We start from the raw sequence: 25,223 nt of genomic DNA, 5'->3' as shown, positions 1-25,223 counted from the left end.
TACAGGTTTTGCGCCGCACTCCAATACCCCGCAAACGAAAAAACGACGATCCCAAGATCGCCGTTTCTCATCACTGCCCGAACTTCTTGCCCAACCCCGGCGGGACGCCGTGGATGTTGGTGTCTTCCCACGGGCCGTTGGGGCTGACCGAGCGGCTCCAGCCGTTGTTCCAGCGGTAGTAGGTGCGCTGGCGGTAGAAGGTGTTGGTCTGGTCGTCGAGCACGTAGACGCCGAGCTTCTGGTCCCAGTGGCTGTTGCCGCCCGGTGGCGGGGCGAAGCTGGCCGAGGTGCGGGGCACGGGCTTGGCGGGTTTGGCCGGGATGCTCTTGCCGGGGCTTGGCGAGGTCGACGGGGTTGGACTTGGCTGAGACGGCGGGATCGGCGGCAGGCTGGTGGTCGGTTCCGGGCGTTGTACCGCACATGCACTCAAGCCCAGGGCCAGTGTGAGGACTGTGATGCGGGCGATGGTGTGCATGGCGGTGCTTTCCTGTTGGGTCCGGTTACTTGTCCGGGCTGTCGATAGTCAGTTTTTGTGGCGCGGTAGTGCTGCTGGCCACTGGGCCGCTGCGACCGATCCACTCACCGGAGGTCGGTTGACCGGCCCGTGAGATGCGCGCAACCAGTTGGACTTCAGGGAAGTTGGACAGTTTCAACTGCGGCATCATTGCATCGGCATCGCCCAGTTCGACGGTCACCGGCAGGTCAGCCACGGTCAGACGTTTGGCCGCCAGCGGCGCCGGTGGGCCAGAAGTGGCGCGGGCGAAGATGAACACGCTGTCGCCCGGTTGCACCTTGCTCTTGAGGTCGCTGGCCAGATCAACGCTGACTTTCAGCAATGCAGCTTTCGGCACCGGAGCCTCGGCAACCTTGCCACCGCTGGCTTTCAGGCGTTCGGCGGCACGCTCGATGCCGCCTTGCAGCGCAGCGCGAGAGTTGTCATCCGGCGGCAGTTGCGCGAGCAGGCGATTCCAGTAGTCGATGGCCTCCTGATAACGCTCACCTTCGAACGCAGCGATGCCGAGCAGGCCGAGGCTGGTGACTTCTTTCGGATCAGCCTTCAGCGCTTCATCGGTCAGTTTCTGAATCTGCTCCGACCACTTTTTACCGTCAGCAAAATACTGCGCCTGCGCCCATTGGCCGAGCAGCTCCGGCTGGCGACCAGCGAGGTTGGCGGCGCGTTCGAACATCTTCGCCGCGTCTGCCGGGCGGTCCTGAGCCATGTAGGTACGGCCGAGGAAATACAGACCTTCAGCGGAATCCGGTTGTGCGGCGACCGCACGTTCCAGACGCTGGGTCATCTCTTCCATCGACTGCGGTGCCTGAGCGAATTCGCGGGTCAGTTCGACCTTGTCGGCGGCGCCGAAATGCAGGTACAGACCGAGGCCCAGCACCGGTACCAGCACAGCGGCCAGCAGCGGCAACGGTTTACCCAGACGCGAGACACGCGGCGCGGCGGCGCCTTCGGTGTCGGCGAGCAGTTCACGCGCAGCTTCCGCGCGGCCGCTGTCCAGTTGCGCGGCGTCGAGCACGCCCTCGGCCTGCTGCGCTTGCAGCTCGGCCACCCGTTCCTGGTACAGCGCGACGTTCAACGCGGTGCGATCTTCTTCCCGCTGGGCGCGGCGTTCGCGCAGTACCGGGATCAGCAGAAAACTCAGGGCGACCAGAAGCAACAGCCCTGCGGCGAGCCAGAAATCAATCATTCTTGGTTTTTATCCAACAGTTGGTCGAGACGCTGACGTTCTTCGGCAGACAGCGATGACGGCGTTTCGGCACGCTGCCCGCGACGCCTGCGCACGATCAGCGCGATCACCACGAAACCACCGAGCAGCAGCCCGGCCGGGCCGAACCACAGCAGCGCGGTTTTGGCATTGAGCGCCGGTTTGTAGCGGACGAAATCACCGTAGCGATCGACCATGAAGTCGATGATCTGCTGATTGTCCTTGCCCTCGCCGAGCATGCGGAAAATCTCTTTGCGCAGGTCGGCGGCGATCGGCGCGTTGGAGTCGGCAATGTCCTGGTTCTGGCATTTGGGGCAGCGCAGTTCCTTGGTCAGTTCGCGGAAACGCTCGCGGTCGCCCTCTTTGGCAAATTCGTAGGTGTCGATGGCCGCGTGGGCGACACCGGCCAGGCTCAAGCCCAACACCACTGCTGCGAGAAAACGCTTCATGGCTTGGCCTCATCGACCAGCGCCTGATACTTGGCCGCGAGTTTTTCGCGCCAGACCTGCTCGTCGATCACCCCGACGAACTTGTCGCGGATGATGCCTTTGGCGTCGATGAAGAAGGTTTCCGGCGCGCCATAGACACCCAGATTCAAGCCCAGCGAACCCTCGTCGTCACGAATATCCAGCGCATACGGATTGTGAAACTCGGCCAGCCACTTCAAGGCGTCGGCATTGGTGTCCTTGTAGTTGATGCCGTAGATCACCACGCCGCGCTCGGCGAGTTTGTTCAGCACCGGGTGCTCGACGCGACAGGAGATGCACCAGGTGCCCCAGACATTGACCAGCGCCGGCTTGCCGAGAATGTCGGCCTTGGTCAGCGTCTTGTCACCCTGCACACTCGGCAAGGAAAACTCCGGGAACGGCTTGTCGATCATCGCCGACGGCAGCTCCGCCGGGTCCAGATACAACCCACGATAAAGAAACACCGCCACCAGCAGAAAAATCGCCAGCGGCAACAACATCAACCAACGCCTCATGCCGCCGCTCCCGTCATGCCCAGCGCTTCGCGCACTTTGCTTTTCACCTTGACCCGATAACGCCGATCCAGCGCCGCCAGCAAACCACCCAATCCGGTGAGCAAGCCGCCGAACCAGATCCAGCGCACGAACGGTTTGACGTGAACGCGCACGGCCCAGGCGCCGTTATCCAGCGGCTCGCCGAGGGCGACGTAGAGATCGCGAGTGAAACCGGCATCGATGCCGGCTTCGGTCATCACCGAGTTCTGTACGGTGTACAGACGCTTTTCCGGGTGCAGCACGCTGATTTCCTCGCCGTCACGAATGACGCGGATGGTGCCTTTGTCCGATGTGAAATTCGGCCCTTCGAAATGCTTGGCGCCTTCGAAGACAAATTGATAGCCGGCCAGGTCCATCGACTCGCCCGGCGCCAGACGCAGGTCGCGCTCGGCACTGTTCTGGCTCGACAACACCACGCCCAGCGCGCACACGGCGATGCCGAGGTGGGCGATCTGCATGCCCCAATAACTGCGGGTCAGCGTCGGCAAACCTTTGATCAGGCCTTTGTGGCGGGTCTTGTCGAACAGATCGCGCACGCCGGCGAGCAACACCCACGCCGCCAGCAGGAACGTCGCGATCACTGCCCAGTTGAAATCGCCGTACGCCACGCCGGCCACCACGGCCAATGCGACGCTGCCGAGCAACACCGGAGTGAGCATGCTCGCCAGCCATTTCACTGGCGTGTCCTTCCAGCGCACGATCACACCGATCGCCATGACCAGCATCAGCAACGCCATCAACGGGATGAACAGCGCATTGAAGTACGGCGGGCCGACCGAGAGCTTGGCGCCGCTGATGGCATCAAGAATCAGCGGATATAACGTGCCAAGCAGGATCATCGATGCAGCCACGACCAGCACCAGGTTGTTGCCCAGCAGCAAAGTCTCACGCGACCACAGATTGAAGCCAACCTGACTTTTCACCACCGGCGCACGCAGCGCAAACAGCGTCAGCGAACCGCCGACCACGAACAGCAGGAAAATCAGGATGAACACACCGCGCTCGGGATCCGAAGCGAAGGCATGCACCGAAGTCAGCACGCCCGAGCGTACGAGGAAGGTGCCGAGCAGGCTCAACGAGAACGCGGCGATCGCCAGCAACACCGTCCAGCTCTTGAACACGCCGCGTTTCTCGGTGACCGCCAGCGAGTGAATCAACGCGGTGCCGACCAGCCATGGCATGAACGAGGCGTTTTCCACCGGGTCCCAGAACCACCAGCCGCCCCAGCCGAGTTCGTAGTACGCCCACCACGAACCGAGGGTGATGCCGATGCCGAGGAAGGCCCAGGCGACGATGGTCCATGGCCGCGACCAGCGCGCCCATGCCGCATCGAGACGGCCGCCGAGCAGCGCGGCGATGGCAAATGCGAAGGCCACAGAGAAACCGACGTAACCCATGTACAGCATTGGCGGATGCACGATCAGGCCAATGTCTTGCAGCAACGGGTTGAGGTCGCGACCGTCGGCGGGAATCTGCGGCAGGATCCGCGAGAACGGGTTCGAGGTAAGAATCAGAAACAGCAGGAAACCGGTGCTGATCATGCCCATCACCGCCAGTACCCGGGCGAGCATGACTTGCGGCAACTGCCGGGAGAACACCGACACAGCGAAAGTCCAGCCGCCGAGGATCAATGCCCACAGCAGTAGCGAACCTTCGTGGGCGCCCCACACCGCGCTGAATTTGTAGTACCACGGCAGCGCGCTGTTGGAGTTCATCGCCACGTAGCCGACCGAGAAATCGTCGGTCATGAACGCATAGGTCAGGCAGCCAAAGGCAAACAGCAGAAAGGCAAACTGGCCCCACGCCGCCGGTTGCGCCAGGCTCATCCACAAGCGGTCGCCGCGCCACGCGCCGAGCATCGGCACCAGCGCTTGGACCAGTGCAAAACACAGCGCGAGGATCATGGCCAGGTGGCCCAGCTCAGGAATAAACAGTGCGGCGGCCATCGATCAACCCTCCTTCACAGGCGTCGGTGCGGATTGACCGCTGTCCTTCAGCGCTTTGGTCACTTCCGGCGGCATGTACTTCTCGTCGTGCTTGGCCAGCACTTCATCGGCGACCACCACGCCATCAGCGTTGAGCTTGCCGAGGGCGACAATGCCCTGCCCTTCGCGGAACAGATCCGGGAGGATGCCGCGATAGGCGATGGTCACGGATTTGTTGAAGTCGGTGACGACGAATTTGACGTCCAGCGAATCCTTTGACCGTTGCAGCGAACCGGCCTCGACCATGCCGCCGGCGCGGATGCGCGTGTCTTGCGGCGCTTCGCCGTTGGCGATCTGCGTCGGTGTGTAAAACAGATTGATGTTTTCCTGCAGCGCGCTCAGGGCCAGGCCGACAGCAGCGCCCACTCCGACCAGAATCGCCAGAATGATGATCAGACGTTTTTTGCGCAGCGCATTCACTTGCCGTTCTCCCGGCGCAAACGACGCGCCTCTTGTTGCAGATAACGCTTGCGCGCCGCAATCGGCGCCACCACGTTGAGGGCCAGCACCGCCAGACAGATGCCGTAGGCCGACCAGACATACAGGCCGTGATGGCCCATGGCGAGAAAATCGCCGAATGAAGCAAAACTCATCGCACCGCCTCCAGACTCTGCTGCACTTCGGTCTTCACCCAACTGGCGCGGGCCTCGCGCTTGAGTACTTCAAGACGCATGCGCAGCAACAGCACAGCGCCGAAGAAGCAGTAGAAACCCAGCACCGTCAGCAGCAGCGGCAGCCACATTTCCGCGGGCATCGCCGGTTTTTCCGTGAGGGTGAACGTCGCGCCCTGGTGCAGGGTGTTCCACCACTCCACCGAGTATTTGATGATCGGAATGTTGATCACGCCAACGATCGCCAGCACCGCGCAGGCCTTGGCGGCGCTGTCGCGGTTGCTGATGGCATTGCCCAGCGCGATCACGCCGAAATACAGGAACAGCAGAATCAGCATCGAGGTCAGGCGCGCATCCCACACCCACCACGAGCCCCAGGTCGGCTTGCCCCAGATGGCCCCGGTGACCAGCGCCACGGCGGTCATCCACGCACCGATCGGTGCGGCGCATTGCAGGGCGACATCGGCCAGCTTCATTTTCCACACCAGCCCGACCACGCCGCACACCGCGAGCATCACGTAGATCGACTGGGCGAGCATCGCTGCAGGTACGTGGATATAGATGATGCGAAAGCTGTTGCCTTGCTGGTAATCCGGCGGCGCGAAGGCCAGACCCCAGACCACGCCAACGCCGATCAGCAGCAACGCTGCAATGCTCAACCACGGCAGGAACTTGCCGCTGATGCCGTAGAACCACTTGGGCGAGCCGAGCTTGTGAAACCAGGTCCAGTTCATACTGTTTCCATCACGGTTGCCGCTCATCATCGCGAGCTGGCAGAGGGTCATGCCTTTCTTCTGGAAGAAGTGGTCAATTTTTGACCAGGCCTCATTATTATTCGCCGACGCTGATCTTCAGGCCAGCGGCTATTGCAAAGGGTGTCAGGGTGATCGCCAGCGCTGTGAGGCTGGCCATCCACAACAGGTATCCGGTCGCCGGCATGCCTTGCAGCGCCGCTTGCAACGCGCCGCTGCCAAGGATCAACACCGGGATGTACAACGGCAGAACCAGCAGCGCCAGCAACAGGCCGCCGCGCTTCAGGCCGACCGTCAGCGCCGCGCCGACTGCACCGAGCAGGCTCAACACCGGCGTACCGAGCAACAACGACAGCAGCAGCACCGGCAGGCACGCGGCCGGCAACCCGAGCATCAGCGCCAGCAAAGGCGACAGCAGCACCAGTGCCAGACCGGAGAACAGCCAGTGTGCCAGCACCTTGGCCAGGACCAGAAGCGGCAGCGGGTGCGACGAAAGGACCCACTGTTCCAGCGAGCCGTCTTCGAAGTCACTGCGAAACAATCCGTCCAGCGAAAGCAAGACCGACAACAACGCCGCCACCCAGACTAACCCCGGGGACAGGTTTTGCAAGACTTGAGTTTCCGGGCCGACGGCCAGCGGAAAAAGGGCAATGACGATGGCAAAGAAAATCAGCGGATTGGCCAGCTCCGCCGGGCGGCGGAACAGCAGTCGCGATTCGCGGGCAAGCAGCAGGCCGAAGACACTCATACCGCCCATTTCCCCAGATCGATGTCGCGATAACCGGCTGGCATGCGGCTCAGGGTGTGGTGGGTGGTCAGCACCACCAGACCGCCGCGTTCGCAGTGGCCGGCCAGATGCTCTTCCAACTGAGTGACGCCCTGCTTGTCCAGCGCGGTGAACGGTTCGTCGAGAATCCACAACGGCGGGCTGTCCAGATACAACCGCGCCAGCGCCACGCGGCGCTGCTGGCCGGCGGAAAGGCTGTGGCAGGGAACGTCTTCGAAACCGCGCAATCCTACTGCTGCCAGCGCCTGCCAGATCGCCTCGCGTTCGGCGGGATGATGCAAGGCGCACAGCCACGACAGGTTTTCTTCGGGAGTGAGCAGATCCTTGATGCCAGCGGCGTGGCCGATCCACAACAGGTTTCGCGCCACTTCGCTGCGTTGCTCGGTCAACGGCTGACCGTTGAGCAGTACCTGGCCGTCGGTGGGTTGCATCAAACCGGCGAGCAGACGTAAAAGACTGGTCTTGCCGCTGCCGTTGGGGCCGCTGATCTGCACCATGTCACCACTGGCCAGGCGCAATTCGAGGTTTTCGAAAAGCAGCCGCAGATCGCGTTCACACGCCAGGGCAACGGTTTGCAGGACAGGACTGGTCAAGGGATCACGGGCCTTATACGGTTCAAGTCGGCTCTAGAGCGGCCGTTAAAGAGATGCAGCATAGATGCTTTGATCGCTCGATCTGGCGAGCTGGATCAAACAATTGCCAGGTTTTTTGAACGAAGCGCACGACGCGCGGCATTATACATGCCGTGCCTTACTCTCAAGAGCGCAATTTCCTCAGGTTGTGTCCGCGTATGACAGGCGAAATGAACATCCTCCCGCTGCCGCCCACCGTGCCGGCGAGCGCTCGCCCGCAGACGGGTGAACTGCTCAAGCTGCTGACGCCGGTCGAGGGCTTGATCGGCGCGGGGCAAAGCGCCAAGGCTGAGGTGTTGTCGCTCAAGCAGGCTGATCAGACCTTTGAATTGCTGCTCAAGGTGACCCTCGACAGCGGCCGTCAGACCACCGTGCAGGCCAGCAGCAACCTGCCGTTGCCACAGGGCACCAACCTGGCGATCACTCAGCCGTCGGCCGGCAATCTGGCGATCACCGTGCAACAAGCGATTGCCAGCAGCGTCGCCACCCTGACCCGCGTCGATACCGCACAGTTGCCCGCCGGCACCTTGCTGCAAGGCAAAGTCGTGACCTCGCAAGCCCTGCCGCAGACGCCGGGGCAAGCGGCGGTATTTCGCTCGATGGTCACCCTGCTCAACACCGCATTGAGCGGCAGCACCTTGACCGTCGACAGCCCCCAGCCCCTGCGCATCGGCACCTTGTTGTCGGCGCAGGTGCAGGACGCGCAAACCCTCAAATTCGTGCCGCTGAGCAGCCGTCAGGAGCAACTGGCGGTCAGTCAGCAATTGCTCGGTCAGCAAAGTCGTCAGGGCTCGCTCGATGGTCTGCTGAAGATGTTGCAAAATCTGCCGCCGGCCACTGACCAGACCTCGGCGGATCTGCGCGCGGTGGTCGACAAGCTGCTCGCCAGCCTGCCGGACGTGCAACAAATGAGCACCGCCAAAGGCGTGGCGCTGGCCTTGGCCAACAGCGGCGCGTTCCTCGAAGCGAAATTGCTCGGCGGACAGAATCCGACTCTCGCCCCGGACATGAAAGCCGACCTGCTCAAACTGATCGCGCAACTGACCCCGGGCCTGCCGAGCAACACCAATTTCAATGCGATCATCGCCGCCAACACCCTGGCGCAAGCGCTGCCGAGTTTCGTCCGGAACGCCCTCGGCACCCTCGGCCAGGTCAGCGCCAAACCGGTGCCCAGCAGCTTCCCGTTGCCCGAACGACTGCTGGCGAAACTCGAAGGCGAAGGTGATCTCGAACAACTGTTGCGCCTCGCCGCCGCAGCGGTGTCGCGCCTGCAAAGCCATCAGCTGTCGAGCCTGGAACAGACCGGCGTCACCGACGATGGCCGCCTGCTCAGCACCTGGCAGCTGGAAATCCCCATGCGCAACCTGCAAGACATCGTGCCGTTGCAGGTCAAATTCCAGCGTGAAGAAGCGCCGGAGCGCGAACCGCAGCCGCACGAACGCCGCGATGAGCGCGAAGCCAAACAGCAACTGTGGCGCGTCGATCTGGCCTTCGATCTGGAACCGCTCGGGCCAATGCAGATTCAGGCGCAATTGATCGCCGGCAGCCTGTCCAGTCAGCTGTGGGCCGAGCGGCCGTACACCGCCGACCTGATCGAGAACAACCTGTTCGCCCTGCGCCAGCGCTTGCTCGATTCCGGGCTCAACGTCGGCGACCTCGACTGCCACCACGGCACGCCGCCGCAAGGCAACCAAACCCGCCTCGAGCACCGCTGGGTCGACGAAACCGCATGAACGATTCCACTGCCCCACGCCAGGCCATCGCCCTCAAATACGACGGCAACCACGCCCCGACCCTCACCGCCAAGGGCGACGAGGAACTGGCCGAAGAAATCCTGCGCATTGCCCGCGATTACGAAGTGCCGATCTACGAGAACCCTGAACTGGTGCGCCTGCTGGCGCGGATGGAACTGGGCGACAGCATCCCCGAAGAGCTCTATCGCACCATCGCCGAGATCATCGCGTTTGCCTGGAACCTGAAAGGCAAATTCCCCGAGGGACAGGATCCGGATGCGCCGATGGTCGAGAAGGACATCACCGCACGCGGGGATGATTATTGAGGTTTCAAAGACGCCTTCGCGAGCAGGCTCGCTCCCACATTCGACCGTGATCAAATGTGGGAGTGAGCCTGCTCGCGAATAGCGCTTTTGATTTGATCGTTCCCACGCTCCGCGTGGGAATGCCGCCCGTGACGCTCCGCGTCACATTTCACAGGCGGAACGCGGAGCGTCCCAGGATGCGTTCCCACGCAGAGCGTGGGAACGATCTCACATTCGACCGTGATCAAATGTGGGAGCGAGCCTGCTCGCGACTAGCGCTTTTGATCTTGCTTGCCGCTTGAAGCTTGAAGCTTGAAGCTTGAAGCTTGAAGCTTCTAGCTGCCCTTGTGCAACTTGCGCATCAACTCCGCCTCAGCCTGGGTCAAGCCGCACGACTGAGTCAGTTCATCGACGCTGGCGCCCATGCCTACCAGCTTCGCCGCCTGGGCGAATGACAGGCTCGACGGGTCGCGTTGTTCGAGGGCAACGATCTTGTCCGGCAACGGACTCACCACTGCGCGCAACTCGTGCAGGGCTTCGCCCATGCGCACGTTGCCGTTCTGGTAGTCGTCGACGCGTTTGGCCAGTTCCTTGATGCGCTGATCACGCAGCGCATCGCCCTGGGCCTGCTGCGCAGCGATCACTCGCTGCGCCTTGATGTACGAGACGAACATCGCCAGCGTGCCGGCCCAGAACAGGAACAGAACAATTACCGCAACCTCGAGAATCAAATCAGATGCTCTCCAGTTCCGACCATTCTTCTTCGCTCATCATCTTGTCCAGCTCGACCAGAATCAGCAGTTCGTTGTTCTTGTTGCACACGCCCTGGATGAACTTGGCCGATTCTTCGTTACCGACGTTCGGTGCGGTTTCGATTTCCGACTGACGCAGGTAAACCACTTCGGCGACGCTGTCGACCATGATGCCGACGACTTGCTTGTCGGCTTCGATGATGACGATACGGGTGTTGTCGCTGATCTCGCCGCTGTGCAGGCCGAAGCGCTGACGGGTGTCGATCACGGTGACCACGTTGCCGCGCAGGTTGATGATGCCCAGCACGTAGCTCGGTGCACCCGGCACCGGCGCGATCTCGGTGTAGCGCAGCACTTCCTGCACGCGCATCACGTTGATGCCGTAGGTTTCGTTATCCAGTTTGAAGGTCACCCATTGCAGGATCGGATCTTCAGAACCTTTTGCATTCGACGCCTGACTACTCATACCCTGACCCCTCGAAAAAACCGCCCCGGGCGGTGTGTGTTCTGTGTGGTGGCACTGGAAAATGCCATCGCGTGATTGTTATGTCGGCTGCTATGTCGGTTTATGTAGCGGCTTGTTGCCATTCAAGTGCTTTGCCCCGCCGCTGGCGATCAACTCGGCCAGTGCGGATACGTCAAGCAATGCACACATGTGCTCGATCACGGTGCCGGCGAGCCATGGCCGCTGACCCCGGTGACTTCTCCATTTGATCTCATTCGGGTCCAGGCGCAACGAGCGGCTGACCTGATGCACTGCCAGCCCCCACTCGTAACCTTGTACCGAAATCACGTATTGCAGGCCCTGCCGGAAGTCATCGCGGTAACGATCCGGCATGACCCAACGCGCGGTGTCCAAGACTTTCAGATTGCCGGCCTGGCTCGGCAGAATCCCGAGGAACCACTCCGGCTGACCAAACAGCGGCGTCAGCTCGTGGCCGGCCAGCGAATAGATCGAGCCAAGGCACACCAGCGGCACCGCCAGGGTCAGCCCGGCAACATCGAACAGCAAGCATTCGAAGGCTTCGGCAGCCCAGGCCGGACGGCCATCGGGCTCGACCGGTGGCGGCGGGTTGTTCGGCGGCAGGTGCACTTCCACCAGCGGCGGGACCAGCACCTGCGGCTCAGCAATCTGCGGCGCGGGTTCTGGCTCCGGTTCGGGTTCCGGCACGGTCAATAATTGTGTTTGCAGCAGCGGCGCCAGTGTCGACAGTGGCGCGCGCGGTTCGTCGATCAGCACCACCGGTGCTTTGGCCACGGGGGCAGCAGCAGGCGCGGCAATCGGAGCGACGGATTTCTGAGCGTCACGGGCCTGCTCTTCCAGCACCGCTGCCTGGAACTCATCCATGGCCTCGGTGCTTTCCACCACTTCAGGCTGCGCCTGTTCGACGACTGGCGGCAGCGCTACAGCCGGCGCAGGCAAGTCCTCGGGCAGGTCGAGCAGCAGGTCTTCCAGATAGGACTGCAAGGCCTGTTGCGGACGTGACGTGAGTTTCACTGGGCGGTTCATCGGTGATCAGCGCCTGACAGGGAAACCGCGTTGTCTGCTTCGCGAGCAGGCTCGCTCCCACAGGGTTCGGGCAAACAGATCGAAATCATCTCAGGCCACCTGCGGAACAAGTTGCTGCGCGAGCAGGTGCTTGAGCAGCGCGCGGTAGGCCAGCACGCCACGACTCTTGCCGTCGAATTGCGAAGGCGTGACGCCCGCCCGGCTGGCGTCGCGCAGACGAGTATCGACCGGGATGTAGCCGTGCCAGATGTCGTCGGGGAATTTGTCACGCAGCACGCGCAAGGTGCCCATCGACGCCTGCGTGCGGCGGTCAAACAGGGTCGGCACGATGCTGAACGGCAGCGGCTGTTTGCGCGAGCGATTGATCATCGCCAGGGTGTTGACCATGCGCTCCAGACCTTTCACGGCGAGGTGCTCGGTCTGCACCGGGATCACCAATTGCTGGCTCGCCGCGAGAGCGTTGACCATCAGCACACCGAGCAACGGCGGGCTGTCGATGATCGCGTAATCGAAGTCCTGCCACAGTTGCGCCAGACTCTTGGCGATCACCAGACCCAGGCCACTCTGCCCCGGCGACTGGCGCTCAAGGGTGGCCAGTGCAGTGCTCGATGGCAGCAGGGAAATGCGTTCGTCGCTGGTCGACAACAGCAACTGCCCCGGCAGGCCTTGCGGCACGCTGCCCTTGTGCAGAAACAGGTCGTAGTTGCTGTGTTCCAGGCTGTCGGGGTCGTAGCCGAAATAGCTGGTCATCGAGCCGTGCGGGTCGAGATCGACCACAACCACGCGCTTGCCCGCCTCGGCCAGCAATCCGGCTAAAGCGATGGAGGATGTGGTTTTACCGACACCACCCTTTTGATTGGCGACTGCCCAGACTCTCATTCAGTTCGTTCCTCCCGGCCAGGTTGATTGACCGAGACATGCTTCAGCGTGTTAATGCGGGCGACGGAGAATTGACGGCACTCTCGCGTCCCGGCGTCTTGACCGGGGTCGGTGCAGTTTGTGTGCCAGCGCGCTTCAACGCCGCATCCGGTTGCGCATTGGCGGTTCCGGTGCCCGTCAGGCTGCGGCGCACATCAAGATTGCGCGACACCACCAGCACCACGCGACGGTTCTTCGCCCGGCCTTCGACCGTGGCATTGTTGGCCACTGGCTGGAATTCGCCATAACCCACCGACGCCAGTCGCCCAGGGTTTACGCCCTGCATGGCGAGCATGCGCACGATGCTCGCCGAACGCGCCGAGGACAGTTCCCAGTTGGTCGGGTACTGCGCGGTGCGGATCGGTTGATCGTCGGTGAAGCCTTCGACGTGGATCGGGTTGTCGAACGGCTTCAGGATCGCCGCGACCTTGTCGATGATGTTGAACGCGATGTCGCTCGGCATGGCGTCGCCGCTGCCAAACAACAGGCTGGAATTGAGCTCGATCTCGACCCACAACTCGTTGCCGCGCACGGTCATCTGGTTGGAGCTGATCAAATCACCGAAGGCGGCGCTGATGTCATCGGCGATGCTTTTCAGCGGATCGCTGGCCCCGGAAATACCGGCGTCGACCTGCTCGGCATCCTTGACCAGCGGCTTGGCCGGGGTCACGGTTTTCGGTCGTTCGTCGCCGATCGGAATCGGTTTGAGCGAGCGGTCGGAGTCGGTAAACACGCCGATCAGCGCTTCGGAAATGACTTTGTACTTGCCTTCGTTGATCGACGAGATCGAGTACATCACCACGAAAAACGCGAACAGCAAAGTGATGAAATCCGCGTAGGACACGAGCCAGCGCTCGTGATTGACGTGTTCTTCCTGGTGGCGACGACGAGCCATGAGGTTATTCCCTTAGTCCATGAAGCCTTGCAGCTTCAACTCAATGGAACGAGGGTTTTCACCTTCGGCGATCGACAGAATTCCTTCCAGCAACATTTCGCGATAACGCGACTGCCGCAACGCGATGGACTTGAGCTTGGCCGCGACCGGCAAGAGGATCAGGTTGGCACTGGCCACGCCGTAGATGGTCGCGACGAACGCCACGGCAATGCCGTTACCCAGTTGCGACGGATCAGCGAGGTTGCCCATCACGTGAATCAGGCCCATCACCGCACCGATGATGCCGATGGTCGGCGCGTAGCCGCCCATGCTTTCGAACACCTTGGCCGCTTCGATATCACGGGATTCCTGGGTGTAGAAATCCACTTCGAGAATGCTGCGAATCGCCTCCGGCTCGGCGCCGTCGACCAGCAGTTGCAGACCCTTGCGCGAATAGCTGTCGGGCTCGGCGTCGGCCACGCCTTCGAGGCCGAGCAAGCCTTCCTTGCGCGCCGTCAGGCTCCAATTGACTACGCGGTCGATGCCGCCGGCCAGGTCGACACGCGGCGGAAAGAAGATCCAGCCGAGAATCTGCATAGCGCGCTTGAACGCGCTCATCGGCGATTGCAGCAGCGCAGCACCGACCGTGCCGCCCAGCACGATCAGCGCTGCCGGGCCGTTGGCCAGCGCGCCGAGGTGACCGCCTTCAAGGTAGTTGCCGCCGATGATGGCGACAAACGCCATGATGAGGCCGATAAGGCTGAGAACATCCATCAGATACACGCCTCGACGATGTGCTTGCCGATGTCGTCCAGACCATACACGGCGTCAGCCAGATCGGCTTTGACGATGGCCATCGGCATGCCGTAGATCACGCAGCTTGCTTCGTCCTGCGCCCACACCGAACTGCCGCCCTGCTTGAGCAGACGCGCGCCTTCGCGGCCGTCGGCGCCCATGCCGGTCAGCACCACTGCCAGAACTTTGTCGCCGTAGGACTTGGCTGCAGAACCGAAAGTGATGTCCACGCACGGCTTGTAATTCAGACGTTCGTCACCCGGCAGAATCTTCACCGCGCCACGGCCGTCGATCATCATCTGCTTGCCACCCGGTGCCAGCAGCGCCAGGCCCGGACGCAGGATGTCGCCATCCTCGGCTTCCTTGACGCTGATACGGCAGAGCTTGTCGAGACGTTCGGCAAACGCTTTGGTGAACGCCGCCGGCATGTGCTGGATCAGCACGATCGGCGCCGGGAAGTTCGCCGGCAACTGCGTCAGTACGCGTTGCAGCGCAACCGGGCCGCCCGTCGAAGTGCCGATGGCAACCAGTTTGTAGGCTTTGCGTTTCGGTGCCGGCGACGAAGCGCTGGCAGCGGATGCACGGGCAGGCGCGGGCGCAGGCGCTGGTGCCGGACGTGCCGGGACAGGGCTGCTGTGGCTCGTGTGGCTGCCGTAGCTCGACGCTGCCGGAGCAGGCGTCGGCGCTGGCGCAGCGGCGGGAGCCGGCGCGCTGTAGGCACTGAAACGACGATTGCTGCGCGAGATGCTGTGGACTTTCTCGCACAGCAGCTGCTTGACCTTCTCGGGGTTGCGCGAGATGTCTTCGAAATTCTTCGGCAGGAAATCCACCGCGCCGGCGTCCAGCGCATCGAGGGTTACCCGCGCGCCTTCGTGGGTCAGCGAGGAGAACATCAACACCGGGGTCGGGCAGCGCTGCATGATGTGCCGCACTGCCGTGATGCCGTCCATCATCGGCATCTCGTAGTCCATGGTGATCACGTCAGGCTTGAGGGCCATGGCCTGATCGATCGCCTCTTTACCGTTGGTGGCCGTGCCGACCACCTGGATGCTCGGATCCGCCGAAAGAATTTCCGAGACGCGGCGGCGGAAAAAACCCGAATCGTCCACCACCAGGACTTTGACTGCCATAAACACTCCATTAGGTGCAGCGGCGCGTCATCGCGCCGCCGCCCCGGATTCAAATACGCTTTGTGGCGTAACGCTTGAGCATGCTTGGAACATCGAGAATCAGCGCAATGCGGCCGTCACCGGTGATGGTGGCGCCGGACATGCCCGGAGTTCCCTGGAGCATTTTGCCCAATGGCTTGATGACCACTTCTTCCTGGCCGACCAGCTGATCGACGACGAAGCCGATCCGCTGAGTGCCCACCGAAAGAATCACCACATGGCCTTCGCGCTGCTCTTCGTGAGCGGCGGAGCTGACCAGCCAGCGCTTGAGGTAGAACAATGGCAGCGCCTTGTCGCGCACGATCACCACTTCCTGACCGTCGACGACATTGGTGGTCGACAGGTCGAGGTGGAAGATTTCGTTGACGTTGACCAGCGGGAACGCAAAGGCCTGATTGCCGAGCATGACCATCAGCGTCGGCATGATCGCCAGGGTCAGCGGCACCTTGATGACGATCTTCGAGCCCTGGCCCTTGGTCGAGTAGATGTTGATCGAACCGTTGAGCTGGGAAATCTTGGTCTTCACCACGTCCATGCCGACACCACGGCCGGACACGTCGGAGATCTCGGTCTTGGTCGAGAAACCCGGGGCGAAGATCAGGTTGTAGCACTCGGTATCGCTCAGGCGATCGGCCGCGTCCTTGTCCATCACACCGCGTTTCACCGCGATCGAACGCAGGACGTTCGGATCCATGCCTTTGCCGTCGTCGGAGATCGACAGCAGGATGTGGTCGCCTTCCTGCTCGGCCGCCAGCACCACGCGACCGCCACGGGCCTTGCCCGATGCTTCGCGTTCTTCCGGCGACTCGATGCCGTGGTCGACAGCGTTGCGCACCAAGTGGACCAGCGGGTCGGCCAGAGCCTCGACAAGGTTTTTGTCGAGGTCGGTTTCTTCACCCACCAGTTCCAGGTTGATTTCTTTCTTGAGCTGACGTGCGAGGTCGCGAACCAGACGCGGGAAGCGCCCGAAGACCTTCTTGATCGGCTGCATCCGCGTCTTCATCACGGCGGTCTGCAGGTCAGCGGTGACCACGTCGAGGTTCGACACGGCCTTGGACATGGCTTCGTCGCCGCTGTTGAGGCCCAGGCGCACCAGACGGTTACGCACCAGCACCAGCTCGCCGACCATGTTCATGATCTCGTCGAGCCGCGCGGTATCGACGCGCACGGTGGTTTCTGCTTCGCTGGCCGGTTTTTCTGCCGGTGCAGCGGCTGGCGCACGGGCCGCAGCCGGTGCAGCAGCGGCGGCCGGTTTCGGCGTCTCGGCTTTCGGTTCAGGCTTGGCGGCAGGCTTCGGCGCAGCAGCGGCAGCGGCAGCCGGAGCTTTCGCCGCTGGCGTGGCGACGCTCGACGCAAAGCCGGCAGTCGCAGCGCTGGCGTCAAACTTGCCTTTGCCGTGCAATTCGTCGAGCAGCGATTCGAATTCGTGATCGCTGATCAGGTCACTGCCGGCCGCAGCGGCTGCCGGTGCAGCAGGTGCGGCCGGGGCCGAAGCGATGGCCGATTCCAGCGCGTCAACGGCGAAGTTGCCCTTGCCGTGCAACTGATCGAGCAAGGCTTCGAATTCGTCGTCAGTGATGTCCGAGCTATCGCCCGCAGCAGGCGCAGCCGGAGCCGCTGGTGCTGGCGCCGGAGCGACCGCATCGACAGCAAACTGGCCTTTGCCATGCAGTTGATCGAGCAGCGATTCAAATTCGGCGTCGGTGATTTCATCGCTGGCCGCCGTATCGGCAACCTGCGCGGGAGCAGCGACAGCGGCCGGAGCCTCGGCCTGGGCCTTGACGGCATTCAGCGAGTCCAGCAGTTGTTCGAATTCGTTATCGGTGATGTCGTCCGAGGAGTCGCTTTCAACGACCAGTTCTTCGATCATCTCGGCAACCGGCGAAGCCGGGGCTTCATCCGCCGATTGCGGCTCGGCCAGACGCGCCAGCGCGGCCAGCAGTTCCGGCGTCGCAGCGGTGATCGGTGCACGTTCACGGACTTCGCTGAACATGCTGTTCACCGCGTCCAGTGCTTCGAGCACCACGTCCATCAGTTCTGCATCAACGCGACGCTCACCCTTGCGCAGGATGTCGAACACGTTTTCGGCGATGTGACAGCACTCCACCAGCTCATTGAGCTGAAGGAAGCCGGCGCCCCCTTTTACAGTGTGGAAACCGCGAAAAATTGCATTGAGCAGATCTGCATCATCCGGACGGCTTTCCAGCTCGACCAGTTGTTCGGACAGTTGCTCAAGAATCTCGCCGGCCTCAACCAGGAAATCCTGAAGGATCTCTTCATCGGCGCCGAAGCTCATTAATGGGGTGCTCCTACAGGTCTAAAAACCCAAAAAACCCGAATTCCGAAACTCTAGAATCCAAGGCTGGATAACAAATCGTCCACATCGTCCTGACCGGACACAACGTCTTCTCGTTTATCGGCATGAATCTGCGGACCTTCACCCTGCGAGAGATGTTTTTGTGGATCTTTTTCAGCAAGCATTGCAGCGCGGTCATGTTCGATGCCCGCAAAGCGGTCGACCTGACTGGCCATGAGCACGAGTTTGAGCAGATTGCTTTCGACTTCGGTGACCAGTTGGGTCACACGCTTGATCACTTGACCTGTGAGGTCCTGGTAATCCTGAGCCAGCAGGATGTCGTTGAGATTGCTCGACACCGCACGGTTGTCCGTGCTGCTGCGTGACAGAAAACCGTCGACCCGGCGCGCCAGTTCGCGGAACTCTTCAGCCCCGACCTCGCGACGCATGAAGCGGCCCCAATCGGCGCTCAACGTCTGCGCTTCATCAGCGAGACTGTTGACCACCGGCGTGGCGCTTTCCACCAGATCCATGGTGCGGTTGGCCGCGGCTTCCGTCAGCTTGACCACATAGCCCAGGCGTTCGGTGGCGTCGGTGATTTGCGACACTTCCTCGGCCTGCGGCATGTGCGGATCAATCTGGAAATTGACGATCGCACTGTGCAGTTCACGTGTGAGCTTGCCCACTTCCTGATACAGGCCGCGGTCACGGGTCTGATTGAGCTCATGGATCAGTTGCACCGCGTCGCCGAACTTGCCTTTTTCAAGGCTCTCGACCAGTTCGACCGCGTGTTTTTTCAGGGTCGATTCGAAATCGCCCTGTGATGATTCGTTATGCTCCATAGCTCCCCCGCGCATTCATCAGCCGATGCGTTCGAAAATCTTCTCGATTTTGTCTTTCAACGCTTGAGCCGTGAAAGGTTTGACCACGTAACCGTTCACACCGGCCTGAGCGGCCTCGATGATCTGCTCGCGCTTGGCTTCAGCAGTCACCATCAACACCGGGAGGTGCTTGAGTTTTTCATCGGCGCGCACGTGACGCAGCAGGTCGATACCGGTCATGCCCGGCATGTTCCAGTCCGTTACCAGAAAGTCGATGCTGCCGCTGTTGAGCACCGGAATGGCAGTGGTGCCATCGTCGGCCTCGACGGTGTTGGTGAACCCAAGATCGCGCAGCAGGTTCTTGATGATCCGCCGCATCGTTGAGAAGTCATCAACGATGAGGATTTTCATGTCTTTGTTCAATTCGACCTCCAAGCAGTCTTAAACGCGCCCAGCACCTGGACGCGCCACTTCAATCAATCGGCATAGCACTCGAAGTTTGTCTGGAGCACAACGGATCGAGACCGGCGCCGTTCATCACCGCACCAGCCTCGTTTCGCAGTGTCCCCACACTGCCTTCAGCGCGCTCGCCACTCCCCCAAACGCCCCCGCAGACGGGCCGCGCACTGGCTGTGTAACTGGCTGACCCGCGATTCACTGACGCCAAGGACTTCACCGATTTCCTTGAGGTTCAGCTCTTCGTCGTAGTACAGCGCCAACACCAGTCGCTCACGCTCCGGCAAATTGGCAATCGCGTCCGCCAGCGCCGCCTGGAAGCGTTCATCTTCCAGATCGCGTGACGGCTCCATATGAGCACTCGCGCCATCCTCGTGCAGCCCTTCGTGTTCGCCGTCCTGCAACAGGTCGTCGAAACTGAACAGGCGACTGCCCAAGGTGTCATTCAGAATCCCGTAGTAATCGTCGAGACTCAATTGGAGTTCGGCCGCAACCTCGTGATCTTTAGCGTCACGGCCGGTTTTAGCTTCAATCGAGCGAATCGCGTCGCTGACCATCCTGGTATTACGGTGAACCGAGCGTGGCGCCCAATCCCCTTTGCGCACTTCATCGAGCATCGCGCCGCGGATTCGAATGCCCGCGTACGTTTCGAAACTGGCGCCTTTGCTGGCGTCGTATTTGGTCGAGACTTCGAGCAAACCGATCATCCCGGCCTGGATCAGGTCTTCGACCTGCACGCTGGCCGGCAGGCGCGCCAGCAAGTGATAGGCAATGCGCTTGACCAGTGGCGCGTAACGCTCGATCAATTCGTATTGCGCGTCACGCGCCGACTTTTTGTAAAGATTCATGCCACTGGCGGTCATATCACAGGCCCTGCGGTTTGCTGCACGAGACGCTCGACGAAAAATTCCAGATGCCCGCGCGGGTTGGCCGGCAGCGGCCAGGTGTCGACCTTCTGGGCGATGGCCTTGAAGGCCAGCGCGCACTTGGAACGGGGAAAGGCTTCGTAGACGGCGCGCTGCTTCTGCACCGCTTTGCGCACGCTTTCGTCGTACGGCACCGCGCCGACGTATTGTAGGGCGACGTCAAGGAAGCGATCCGTGACCTTGGTCAACTTGGCGAACAGGTTGCGCCCTTCCTGCGGGCTCTGCGCCATGTTGGCCAGCACGCGGAAGCGGTTCATGCCGTAATCGCGGTTGAGCAACTTGATCAGCGCGTAAGCATCGGTGATCGAAGTCGGCTCGTCGCAGACCACCAGCAACACTTCCTGGGCGGCACGAACGAAACTGACTACCGAGTCACCAATACCCGCAGCGGTGTCGATCACCAGCACGTCGAGATTGTCGCCGATGTCGCTGAACGCCTGGATCAGGCCGGCGTGTTGCGCCGGGCTCAGGTGCACCATGCTCTGCGTGCCGGAGGCCGCCGGCACGATGCGAATCCCGCCCGGGCCCTGCAACAGCACGTCGCGCAGTTCGCAACGGCCTTCGATGACGTCGGCCAGTGTGCGCTTGGGTGTCAGCCCCAGCAGAACGTCGACGTTCGCCAGGCCCAGGTCGGCGTCCAGCAGCATGACCCGACGGCCAAGCTCTGCCAGCGCCAGCGACAAGTTCACTGACACGTTAGTCTTGCCGACGCCACCTTTGCCGCCGGTCACCGCGATCACCTGTACGGGATGCATGCTGCCCATGTTATTTCTTTACCTTGTCTTGCATAGACGGAGGCCACATTACTGGCTGCGCGTTCCTGATCGGAACAATGCGTGGCAGACCATCGATGTAGGTACAAAAACTGTTCATGATTACCTCAGCCAACCTGCTTGGTCGGGCTGTGATAGATATCAGCGAACATGTCAGCCATGGCTTCTTCGCTGGGTTCTTCCTGCATTTGCACGCTGACGGCGCGGCTGACCAGTTGATGACGGCGCGGCAGATGCAAATCATCCGGAATCCGTGGGCCATCGGTCAGGTACGCGACCGGCAATTCATGACTGATCGCCAGGCTCAACACTTCGCCGAGACTGGCCGTTTCATCCAGTTTAGTCAGGATGCAGCCGGCCAGCCCGCAACGCTTGTAACTGTGATAAGCGGCGGTTAGAACCTGTTTCTGGCTGGTGGTTGCCAGGACCAGATAATTTTTTGAGCGAATGCCACGCCCGGCCAGGCTCTCAAGCTGCATGCGCAACGCCGGATCACTGGCTTGCAGGCCGGCAGTATCGATCAAAACCACGCGTTTGCGTAGCAGTGGATCCAATGCCTGCACCAGCGACTGACCCGGATCGACGTGCGTTACCGGCACGTTGAGGATGCGCCCGAGGGTTTTCAGTTGTTCCTGCGCGCCGATGCGGAAGCTGTCCATGCTCACCAGTGCAACGTTCTGCGCGCCGTACTTGAGCACGTAACGCGCGGCGAGCTTGGCCAGCGTGGTGGTCTTGCCCATGCCGGCGGGGCCGACCATGGCAATCACACCGCCCTCTTCCAGCGGCTCGACTTCCGGTACGGCAATCATCCGCGCCAGGTGGGCCAGCAGCATGCGCCAGGCCTGACGGGGTTCTTCGATGTCGGTGATCATCGCCAGCAGATCGCGCGACAGCGGGCCGGACAGGCCGATGCGCTGCAGACGACGATACATATTGGCCTGGGCCGGGCGGCTGCCTTGCAGCTGATTCCAGGCCAGGGTGCCGAGCTGCACTTCCATCAGCTCGCGCAGGCTGTTCAATTCAAAACGCATCGAATCCAGCGCACGTGGATCGACACCCGCCGAGGCCTGCGCAGGCGCTGCGGCCGGGCGCGTCGGTGCGGCGTAGGTCGGCTCGCTCAGCGGCTCGGCAGCAGTCAGCGGCAGGCCTGCGGTCAACGGCAGCCCGGCGAACAACTGCTGATTGGTGTTGCCGTCGGCTTCGCCACGCAGGCTCAGCTCGGCCTGGGCGGTGACGATGCGCGACTGGGTCTTGCGCAGCTCGTCTTCGAGTTCCATGTTCGGAACCCGTGGCGCCAGCGCCGACAATTTGTAATCCAGAGCCGCCGTCAACTCGACGCCGCCGGCAATGCGGCGGTTGCCGATGATGGCGGCATCAGCGCCCAGCTCATCGCGAACCAGCTTCATGGCCTGACGCATATCGGCGGCGAAAAAACGCTTAACTTGCATAAACCACTACCTCAGCCGTTGGGCCCTACTGTCGCAACGATGGTCACTTGCTTGTTGTCCGGTACTTCCTGGTAGGCCAGTACATGCAGCCCTGGCACTGCGAGGCGGCCGAAGCGCGAGAGCATCGCGCGAATCGGGCCTGCTACCAGCAGGATCACCGGTTGGCCTTGCATTTCCTGACGCTGGGCCGCTTCGATCAACGAACGTTGCAGCTTCTCGGCCATGCTCGGCTCCAGCAGAACGCCCTCTTCCGAGCCTTGTCCTGCCTTCTGCAGACTATTGAGCAATATCTGTTCCAACCTTGGTTCCAATGTGATTACAGGCAGCTCGGACTCAGTGCCTACAATGCTTTGGACGATTGCACGGGATACGCCGACCCGCACGGCGGCGACCAGCGCGGCGGTATCTTGACTCTTGGCAGCGTTGTTCGCGATCGCCTCGGCGATGCTGCGGATGTCACGCACCGGCACGTGCTCGGCGAGCAGCGCTTGCAGAACTTTGAGCAACTGCGACAGCGAAACCACGCCCGGCACCAGCTCTTCTGCCAGTTTCGGCGAGCTCTTGGCCAGCAATTGCATGAGTTGCTGCACTTCCTCGTGGCCGATCAGCTCACTGGAGTGCTTGTACAGAATCTGGTTCAAGTGGGTGGCGACCACGGTGCTGGCGTCGACCACGGTGTAGCCGAGCGATTGCGCCTGGGCGCGCTGGCTGATTTCGATCCACACCGCCTCGAGGCCGAAAGCCGGATCTTTGGCGTTGATCCCGTTGAGCGAGCCGTACACCTGGCCCGGATTGATCGCCAGTTCGCGATCCGGGTAGATCTCGGCCTCGGCGAGAATCACGCCCATCAGCGTCAAGCGATACGCGCTCGGCGCCAGATCAAGGTTGTCGCGGATGTGCACGGTCGGCATCAGGAAGCCCAGATCCTGCGAGAGCTTCTTGCGCACGCCCTTGATCCGCGCGAGCAATTGCCCACCCTGATTGCGGTCCACCAACGGGATCAGGCGATAGCCGACCTCCAGGCCGATCATGTCGATCGGCGTCACGTCGTCCCAGCCCAGCTCCTTGGTTTCCATGGCGCGGGCCGGCGACGGCAGCAGTTCCTGCTGACGCTTGACCTCTTCCAGCGCCACGACCTTGGCGACGTTCTGCTTTTTCCAGAACAGGTACGCGCCGCCCGCAGCCAGCGCCGCCATGCTCAGGAAGGAGAAGTGCGGCATGCCTGGCACCAGGCCCATCACCGCCATCAAACCAGCGGCCACGGCCAGCGCTTTCGGCGAGGCGAACATCTGCCGGTTGATCTGCTTGCCCATGTCTTCCGAGCCGGAAGCACGGGTCACCATGATCGCCGCTGCTGTAGATAACAACAGTGATGGCAATTGCGCCACTAAACCGTCACCGATGGTCAGCAAGGCGTAAACCTTGCCCGCATCGCCGAAGCTCATGCCGTGCTGGAAGATACCAACCGCCATGCCGCCGATAAGGTTGATGAACAGAATCAGCAGGCCGGCGATCGCGTCACCACGGACGAACTTGCTGGCACCGTCCATCGAACCGTAGAACTCCGCCTCCTGGGCGACTTCCTGACGGCGCGACTTGGCTTGATTCTGGTCGATCAGGCCGGCGTTGAGGTCGGCGTCGATCGCCATTTGTTTGCCAGGCATCGCATCGAGGGTGAAACGCGCGCTCACCTCCGAAATCCGCCCGGCACCCTTGGTCACCACGACGAAGTTGATGATCATGAGGATTGCGAAGACCACGATACCGACCACGTAGTTACCGCCGATCACCACCTCACCGAAGGCCTGAATCACCTTACCGGCGGCGGCGTGGCCGTCCTGACCGTGGAGCATCACCACCCGCGTCGAGGCCACGTTCAACGCCAGACGCAGCAGCGTCGCCACCAGCAGAATGGTCGGGAACACCGCGAAATCCAGCGGCCGCAGCGCATACACGCAGACCAACAGGACGACGATGGACAGGGCAATGTTGAAGGTAAAGAAAACGTCGAGCAGGAACGGCGGTACCGGCAACATCATCATCGCCAGCATGACCAGCAGCAACAACGGCACGCCCAGATTGCCTCGACTGAGATCGGCAACGTTGGTGCGTGCTGTATTGAATAACTGAGTGCGATCCACCGGTTTTCCCCGTTCCTTTAAAGCAAACTTTTGACGCCCCGAACGGACGCACGGCGGCTATTGCAAGAAGCTTTCCAACTTTTGCCGGGGAATGAAATAGAGCGGTTTTACTTGGGATTATCGACTGATTGGGCTGACCCCTTCGCGAGCAGGCTCGCTCCCACAGTTTGAAATGCATTCCCAATCGGACATTTGGAATACGGCCCCTGTGGGAGCGAGCCTGCTCGCGAAGAGGCCTTCGAATGCGGCGCATTTTTTCGATTTAAACGAAGCTGTTTAAAAGACACCTGCAGACACGGTCTCAAGGCTACAAATCCTTGCGCCATTGCCTACAGCCAAGCCAGAATCCGCCGGCTTGTGCACCTGGGGGTCGGGTTCTATCGTGGTCCGGTCGCTGACGAATCAGCGATCGGGTTTAGCGACTCGGACCAACTCAGTGCATCAGCGATCGTGGCTTCGTTGCGGGATTTTTCGCCCGCAATAACGTTATGGCGGCTGTATGTGGGAGACCTTCGGGTCTACCGGGGTGCCTGAGACCGGTTCGCTAACCTGCGTACAGCTGCCACCTTCACTTGTTTAGCGACAGGGGGAAAGTGGCTCCATAACCTCAGGAGCTTCACCATGATCAAACCAACACCCAACCCGCCCGAAACCGACCCCCACCTCCCCCTACGAATCCCTCGACTCAAAAAAACTCCACCAAGCCGCCGACCGCGCCCTCGACCACTACCTCTGCCCACCCGGCTCGACCCCGCCGCCGTTCAGCCCCCGCGCCATGTATGCCGTCACCGCCGACACAA

Annotated in this window: 26 protein-coding genes and 1 pseudogene; 3 read left to right on the top strand and 24 right to left on the bottom strand. The window is 61.6% G+C overall.

Annotated features, from left to right (window positions below):
* Positions 1–70: 70 nt before the first annotated feature.
* The 10 genes from ACYSTU_RS26470 to ccmA form a co-directional block, all read right to left on the bottom strand.
* Positions 71–475: a hypothetical protein gene (locus ACYSTU_RS26470; RefSeq protein ID WP_016771039.1), complete on the bottom strand. Its 405-nt coding sequence runs from the start codon at positions 473–475 to the stop codon at positions 71–73.
* A 25-nt stretch (positions 476–500) separates the two neighbouring features.
* Positions 501–1,700, bottom strand: coding sequence for a c-type cytochrome biogenesis protein CcmI (gene ccmI, locus ACYSTU_RS26465; protein WP_281876731.1), 1,200 nt, complete (start codon positions 1,698–1,700; stop codon positions 501–503).
* Positions 1,697–2,167 (bottom strand): cytochrome c-type biogenesis protein, encoded by a 471-nt coding sequence (locus ACYSTU_RS26460; protein WP_016771041.1) that lies wholly within the window; start codon positions 2,165–2,167, stop codon positions 1,697–1,699. The genes ccmI and ACYSTU_RS26460 overlap by 4 nt, the downstream gene beginning before the upstream one ends.
* Positions 2,164–2,700 (bottom strand): DsbE family thiol:disulfide interchange protein, encoded by a 537-nt coding sequence (locus ACYSTU_RS26455; RefSeq protein ID WP_024012128.1) that lies wholly within the window; start codon positions 2,698–2,700, stop codon positions 2,164–2,166. Before ACYSTU_RS26455 ends, ACYSTU_RS26460 begins: the two co-directional genes overlap by 4 nt.
* Positions 2,697–4,685 carry a heme lyase CcmF/NrfE family subunit gene (locus ACYSTU_RS26450; protein ID WP_056783848.1) on the bottom strand — a complete coding sequence of 663 codons (1,989 nt, stop codon included), beginning with the start codon at positions 4,683–4,685 and terminating at the stop codon, positions 2,697–2,699. Before ACYSTU_RS26450 ends, ACYSTU_RS26455 begins: the two co-directional genes overlap by 4 nt.
* A 3-nt stretch (positions 4,686–4,688) precedes the next feature.
* On the bottom strand, positions 4,689–5,144 hold the full coding sequence (gene ccmE / locus ACYSTU_RS26445) for a cytochrome c maturation protein CcmE (RefSeq protein WP_016771044.1): 456 nt from the start codon (positions 5,142–5,144) through the stop codon (positions 4,689–4,691).
* Complete coding sequence (gene ccmD / locus ACYSTU_RS26440; protein ID WP_016771045.1) at positions 5,141–5,317, bottom strand: heme exporter protein CcmD; 177 nt, start codon at positions 5,315–5,317, stop codon at positions 5,141–5,143. The genes ccmE and ccmD overlap by 4 nt, the downstream gene beginning before the upstream one ends.
* The gene (locus ACYSTU_RS26435) at positions 5,314–6,069 is read right to left on the bottom strand and encodes a heme ABC transporter permease (protein ID WP_122611635.1); all 756 of its coding nucleotides are present in this window, start codon (positions 6,067–6,069) and stop codon (positions 5,314–5,316) included. The genes ccmD and ACYSTU_RS26435 overlap by 4 nt, the downstream gene beginning before the upstream one ends.
* A gap of 97 nt (positions 6,070–6,166) precedes the next feature.
* Positions 6,167–6,835, bottom strand: coding sequence for a heme exporter protein CcmB (gene ccmB / locus ACYSTU_RS26430; RefSeq protein WP_499002625.1), 669 nt, complete (start codon positions 6,833–6,835; stop codon positions 6,167–6,169).
* The gene (ccmA, locus tag ACYSTU_RS26425) at positions 6,832–7,467 is read right to left on the bottom strand and encodes a cytochrome c biogenesis heme-transporting ATPase CcmA (RefSeq protein ID WP_499002622.1); all 636 of its coding nucleotides are present in this window, start codon (positions 7,465–7,467) and stop codon (positions 6,832–6,834) included. Before ccmA ends, ccmB begins: the two co-directional genes overlap by 4 nt.
* Before the next feature lie 197 nt (positions 7,468–7,664).
* Here ccmA and fliK point away from each other — a divergent pair, with 197 nt between their 5' ends.
* Complete coding sequence (gene fliK, locus ACYSTU_RS26420; protein ID WP_499002619.1) at positions 7,665–9,239, top strand: flagellar hook-length control protein FliK; 1,575 nt, start codon at positions 7,665–7,667, stop codon at positions 9,237–9,239.
* The gene (locus ACYSTU_RS26415; protein ID WP_499002617.1) at positions 9,236–9,565 is read left to right on the top strand and encodes an EscU/YscU/HrcU family type III secretion system export apparatus switch protein; all 330 of its coding nucleotides are present in this window, start codon (positions 9,236–9,238) and stop codon (positions 9,563–9,565) included. The genes fliK and ACYSTU_RS26415 overlap by 4 nt, the downstream gene beginning before the upstream one ends.
* Before the next feature lie 314 nt (positions 9,566–9,879).
* On the opposite strand, the gene ACYSTU_RS26410 is transcribed toward ACYSTU_RS26415, so the two are convergent.
* The 14 genes from ACYSTU_RS26410 to flhA form a co-directional block, all read right to left on the bottom strand.
* Positions 9,880–10,275, bottom strand: a complete 396-nt coding sequence (locus tag ACYSTU_RS26410; protein WP_016771049.1) for a DUF2802 domain-containing protein — start codon at positions 10,273–10,275, stop codon at positions 9,880–9,882.
* A gap of 1 nt (position 10,276) precedes the next feature.
* Entirely contained in the window at positions 10,277–10,762 is a 486-nt protein-coding gene (locus ACYSTU_RS26405; protein ID WP_016771050.1) for a chemotaxis protein CheW, read from the bottom strand.
* 90 nt (positions 10,763–10,852) lie between these two features.
* Entirely contained in the window at positions 10,853–11,806 is a 954-nt protein-coding gene (locus tag ACYSTU_RS26400; protein WP_499002614.1) for a CheW domain-containing protein, read from the bottom strand.
* Positions 11,807–11,896: 90 nt separating this feature from the next.
* Positions 11,897–12,685 carry a ParA family protein gene (locus ACYSTU_RS26395; RefSeq protein WP_024012121.1) on the bottom strand — a complete coding sequence of 263 codons (789 nt, stop codon included), beginning with the start codon at positions 12,683–12,685 and terminating at the stop codon, positions 11,897–11,899.
* 43 nt (positions 12,686–12,728) lie between these two features.
* Positions 12,729–13,619, bottom strand: a complete 891-nt coding sequence (gene motD, locus ACYSTU_RS26390; RefSeq protein ID WP_016771054.1) for a flagellar motor protein MotD — start codon at positions 13,617–13,619, stop codon at positions 12,729–12,731.
* Between the two features lie 12 nt (positions 13,620–13,631).
* Positions 13,632–14,372, bottom strand: a complete 741-nt coding sequence (locus ACYSTU_RS26385) for a flagellar motor protein (protein ID WP_016771055.1) — start codon at positions 14,370–14,372, stop codon at positions 13,632–13,634.
* Positions 14,372–15,523 carry a protein-glutamate methylesterase/protein-glutamine glutaminase gene (locus ACYSTU_RS26380; protein ID WP_076566611.1) on the bottom strand — a complete coding sequence of 384 codons (1,152 nt, stop codon included), beginning with the start codon at positions 15,521–15,523 and terminating at the stop codon, positions 14,372–14,374. The genes ACYSTU_RS26385 and ACYSTU_RS26380 overlap by 1 nt, the downstream gene beginning before the upstream one ends.
* A gap of 49 nt (positions 15,524–15,572) precedes the next feature.
* Positions 15,573–17,858 carry a chemotaxis protein CheA gene (locus ACYSTU_RS26375; protein ID WP_499002607.1) on the bottom strand — a complete coding sequence of 762 codons (2,286 nt, stop codon included), beginning with the start codon at positions 17,856–17,858 and terminating at the stop codon, positions 15,573–15,575.
* 53 nt (positions 17,859–17,911) lie between these two features.
* On the bottom strand, positions 17,912–18,700 hold the full coding sequence (locus tag ACYSTU_RS26370; RefSeq protein ID WP_016771058.1) for a protein phosphatase CheZ: 789 nt from the start codon (positions 18,698–18,700) through the stop codon (positions 17,912–17,914).
* 18 nt (positions 18,701–18,718) lie between these two features.
* Positions 18,719–19,090, bottom strand: a complete 372-nt coding sequence (locus ACYSTU_RS26365; RefSeq protein ID WP_024012118.1) for a chemotaxis response regulator CheY — start codon at positions 19,088–19,090, stop codon at positions 18,719–18,721.
* Between the two features lie 167 nt (positions 19,091–19,257).
* Entirely contained in the window at positions 19,258–19,998 is a 741-nt protein-coding gene (gene fliA / locus ACYSTU_RS26360; protein WP_016771059.1) for an RNA polymerase sigma factor FliA, read from the bottom strand.
* Positions 19,995–20,825 (bottom strand): flagellar synthesis regulator FleN, encoded by an 831-nt coding sequence (gene fleN / locus ACYSTU_RS26355; protein WP_016771060.1) that lies wholly within the window; start codon positions 20,823–20,825, stop codon positions 19,995–19,997. Before fleN ends, fliA begins: the two co-directional genes overlap by 4 nt.
* 116 nt (positions 20,826–20,941) lie before the next feature.
* A complete protein-coding gene (gene flhF / locus ACYSTU_RS26350; protein ID WP_499002604.1) occupies positions 20,942–22,282 on the bottom strand; it encodes a flagellar biosynthesis GTPase FlhF in 1,341 nt (446 codons plus the stop codon).
* An 11-nt stretch (positions 22,283–22,293) separates the two neighbouring features.
* Complete coding sequence (gene flhA / locus ACYSTU_RS26345; protein WP_016771062.1) at positions 22,294–24,423, bottom strand: flagellar biosynthesis protein FlhA; 2,130 nt, start codon at positions 24,421–24,423, stop codon at positions 22,294–22,296.
* Positions 24,424–25,044: 621 nt separating this feature from the next.
* Between flhA and ACYSTU_RS26340 the strand changes: the two are divergent.
* A pseudogene (locus tag ACYSTU_RS26340) lies at positions 25,045–25,223 on the top strand (DUF6124 family protein); the annotation flags it as partial.

The organism is Pseudomonas glycinis (assembly GCF_054871425.1).
The sequence above is the reverse complement of the archived record's forward strand: the minus strand, read 5'-3'. Positions and strand labels throughout refer to the sequence as shown.

Bases quoted from the DNA above. Each gene is read 5' to 3' on its own strand.
- ACYSTU_RS26470 (WP_016771039.1), bottom strand. From the start codon at position 475: ATGCACACCATCGCCCGCATCACAGTCCTCACACTGGCCCTGGGCTTG.
- ccmI (WP_281876731.1), bottom strand. From the start codon at position 1,700: ATGATTGATTTCTGGCTCGCCGCAGGGCTGTTGCTTCTGGTCGCCCTG.
- ACYSTU_RS26460 (WP_016771041.1), bottom strand. From the start codon at position 2,167: ATGAAGCGTTTTCTCGCAGCAGTGGTGTTGGGCTTGAGCCTGGCCGGT.
- ACYSTU_RS26455 (WP_024012128.1), bottom strand. From the start codon at position 2,700: ATGAGGCGTTGGTTGATGTTGTTGCCGCTGGCGATTTTTCTGCTGGTG.
- ACYSTU_RS26450 (WP_056783848.1), bottom strand. From the start codon at position 4,685: ATGGCCGCCGCACTGTTTATTCCTGAGCTGGGCCACCTGGCCATGATC.
- ccmD (WP_016771045.1), bottom strand. From the start codon at position 5,317: ATGAGTTTTGCTTCATTCGGCGATTTTCTCGCCATGGGCCATCACGGC.
- ACYSTU_RS26435 (WP_122611635.1), bottom strand. From the start codon at position 6,069: ATGAACTGGACCTGGTTTCACAAGCTCGGCTCGCCCAAGTGGTTCTAC.
- ccmB (WP_499002625.1), bottom strand. From the start codon at position 6,835: ATGAGTGTCTTCGGCCTGCTGCTTGCCCGCGAATCGCGACTGCTGTTC.
- fliK (WP_499002619.1), top strand. From the start codon at position 7,665: ATGACAGGCGAAATGAACATCCTCCCGCTGCCGCCCACCGTGCCGGCG.
- ACYSTU_RS26415 (WP_499002617.1), top strand. From the start codon at position 9,236: ATGAACGATTCCACTGCCCCACGCCAGGCCATCGCCCTCAAATACGAC.
- ACYSTU_RS26405 (WP_016771050.1), bottom strand. From the start codon at position 10,762: ATGAGTAGTCAGGCGTCGAATGCAAAAGGTTCTGAAGATCCGATCCTG.
- ACYSTU_RS26400 (WP_499002614.1), bottom strand. From the start codon at position 11,806: ATGAACCGCCCAGTGAAACTCACGTCACGTCCGCAACAGGCCTTGCAG.
- ACYSTU_RS26395 (WP_024012121.1), bottom strand. From the start codon at position 12,685: ATGAGAGTCTGGGCAGTCGCCAATCAAAAGGGTGGTGTCGGTAAAACC.
- motD (WP_016771054.1), bottom strand. From the start codon at position 13,619: ATGGCTCGTCGTCGCCACCAGGAAGAACACGTCAATCACGAGCGCTGG.
- ACYSTU_RS26385 (WP_016771055.1), bottom strand. From the start codon at position 14,372: ATGGATGTTCTCAGCCTTATCGGCCTCATCATGGCGTTTGTCGCCATC.
- ACYSTU_RS26380 (WP_076566611.1), bottom strand. From the start codon at position 15,523: ATGGCAGTCAAAGTCCTGGTGGTGGACGATTCGGGTTTTTTCCGCCGC.
- ACYSTU_RS26375 (WP_499002607.1), bottom strand. From the start codon at position 17,858: ATGAGCTTCGGCGCCGATGAAGAGATCCTTCAGGATTTCCTGGTTGAG.
- ACYSTU_RS26370 (WP_016771058.1), bottom strand. From the start codon at position 18,700: ATGGAGCATAACGAATCATCACAGGGCGATTTCGAATCGACCCTGAAA.
- ACYSTU_RS26365 (WP_024012118.1), bottom strand. From the start codon at position 19,090: ATGAAAATCCTCATCGTTGATGACTTCTCAACGATGCGGCGGATCATC.
- fliA (WP_016771059.1), bottom strand. From the start codon at position 19,998: ATGACCGCCAGTGGCATGAATCTTTACAAAAAGTCGGCGCGTGACGCG.
- fleN (WP_016771060.1), bottom strand. From the start codon at position 20,825: ATGGGCAGCATGCATCCCGTACAGGTGATCGCGGTGACCGGCGGCAAA.
- flhF (WP_499002604.1), bottom strand. From the start codon at position 22,282: ATGCAAGTTAAGCGTTTTTTCGCCGCCGATATGCGTCAGGCCATGAAG.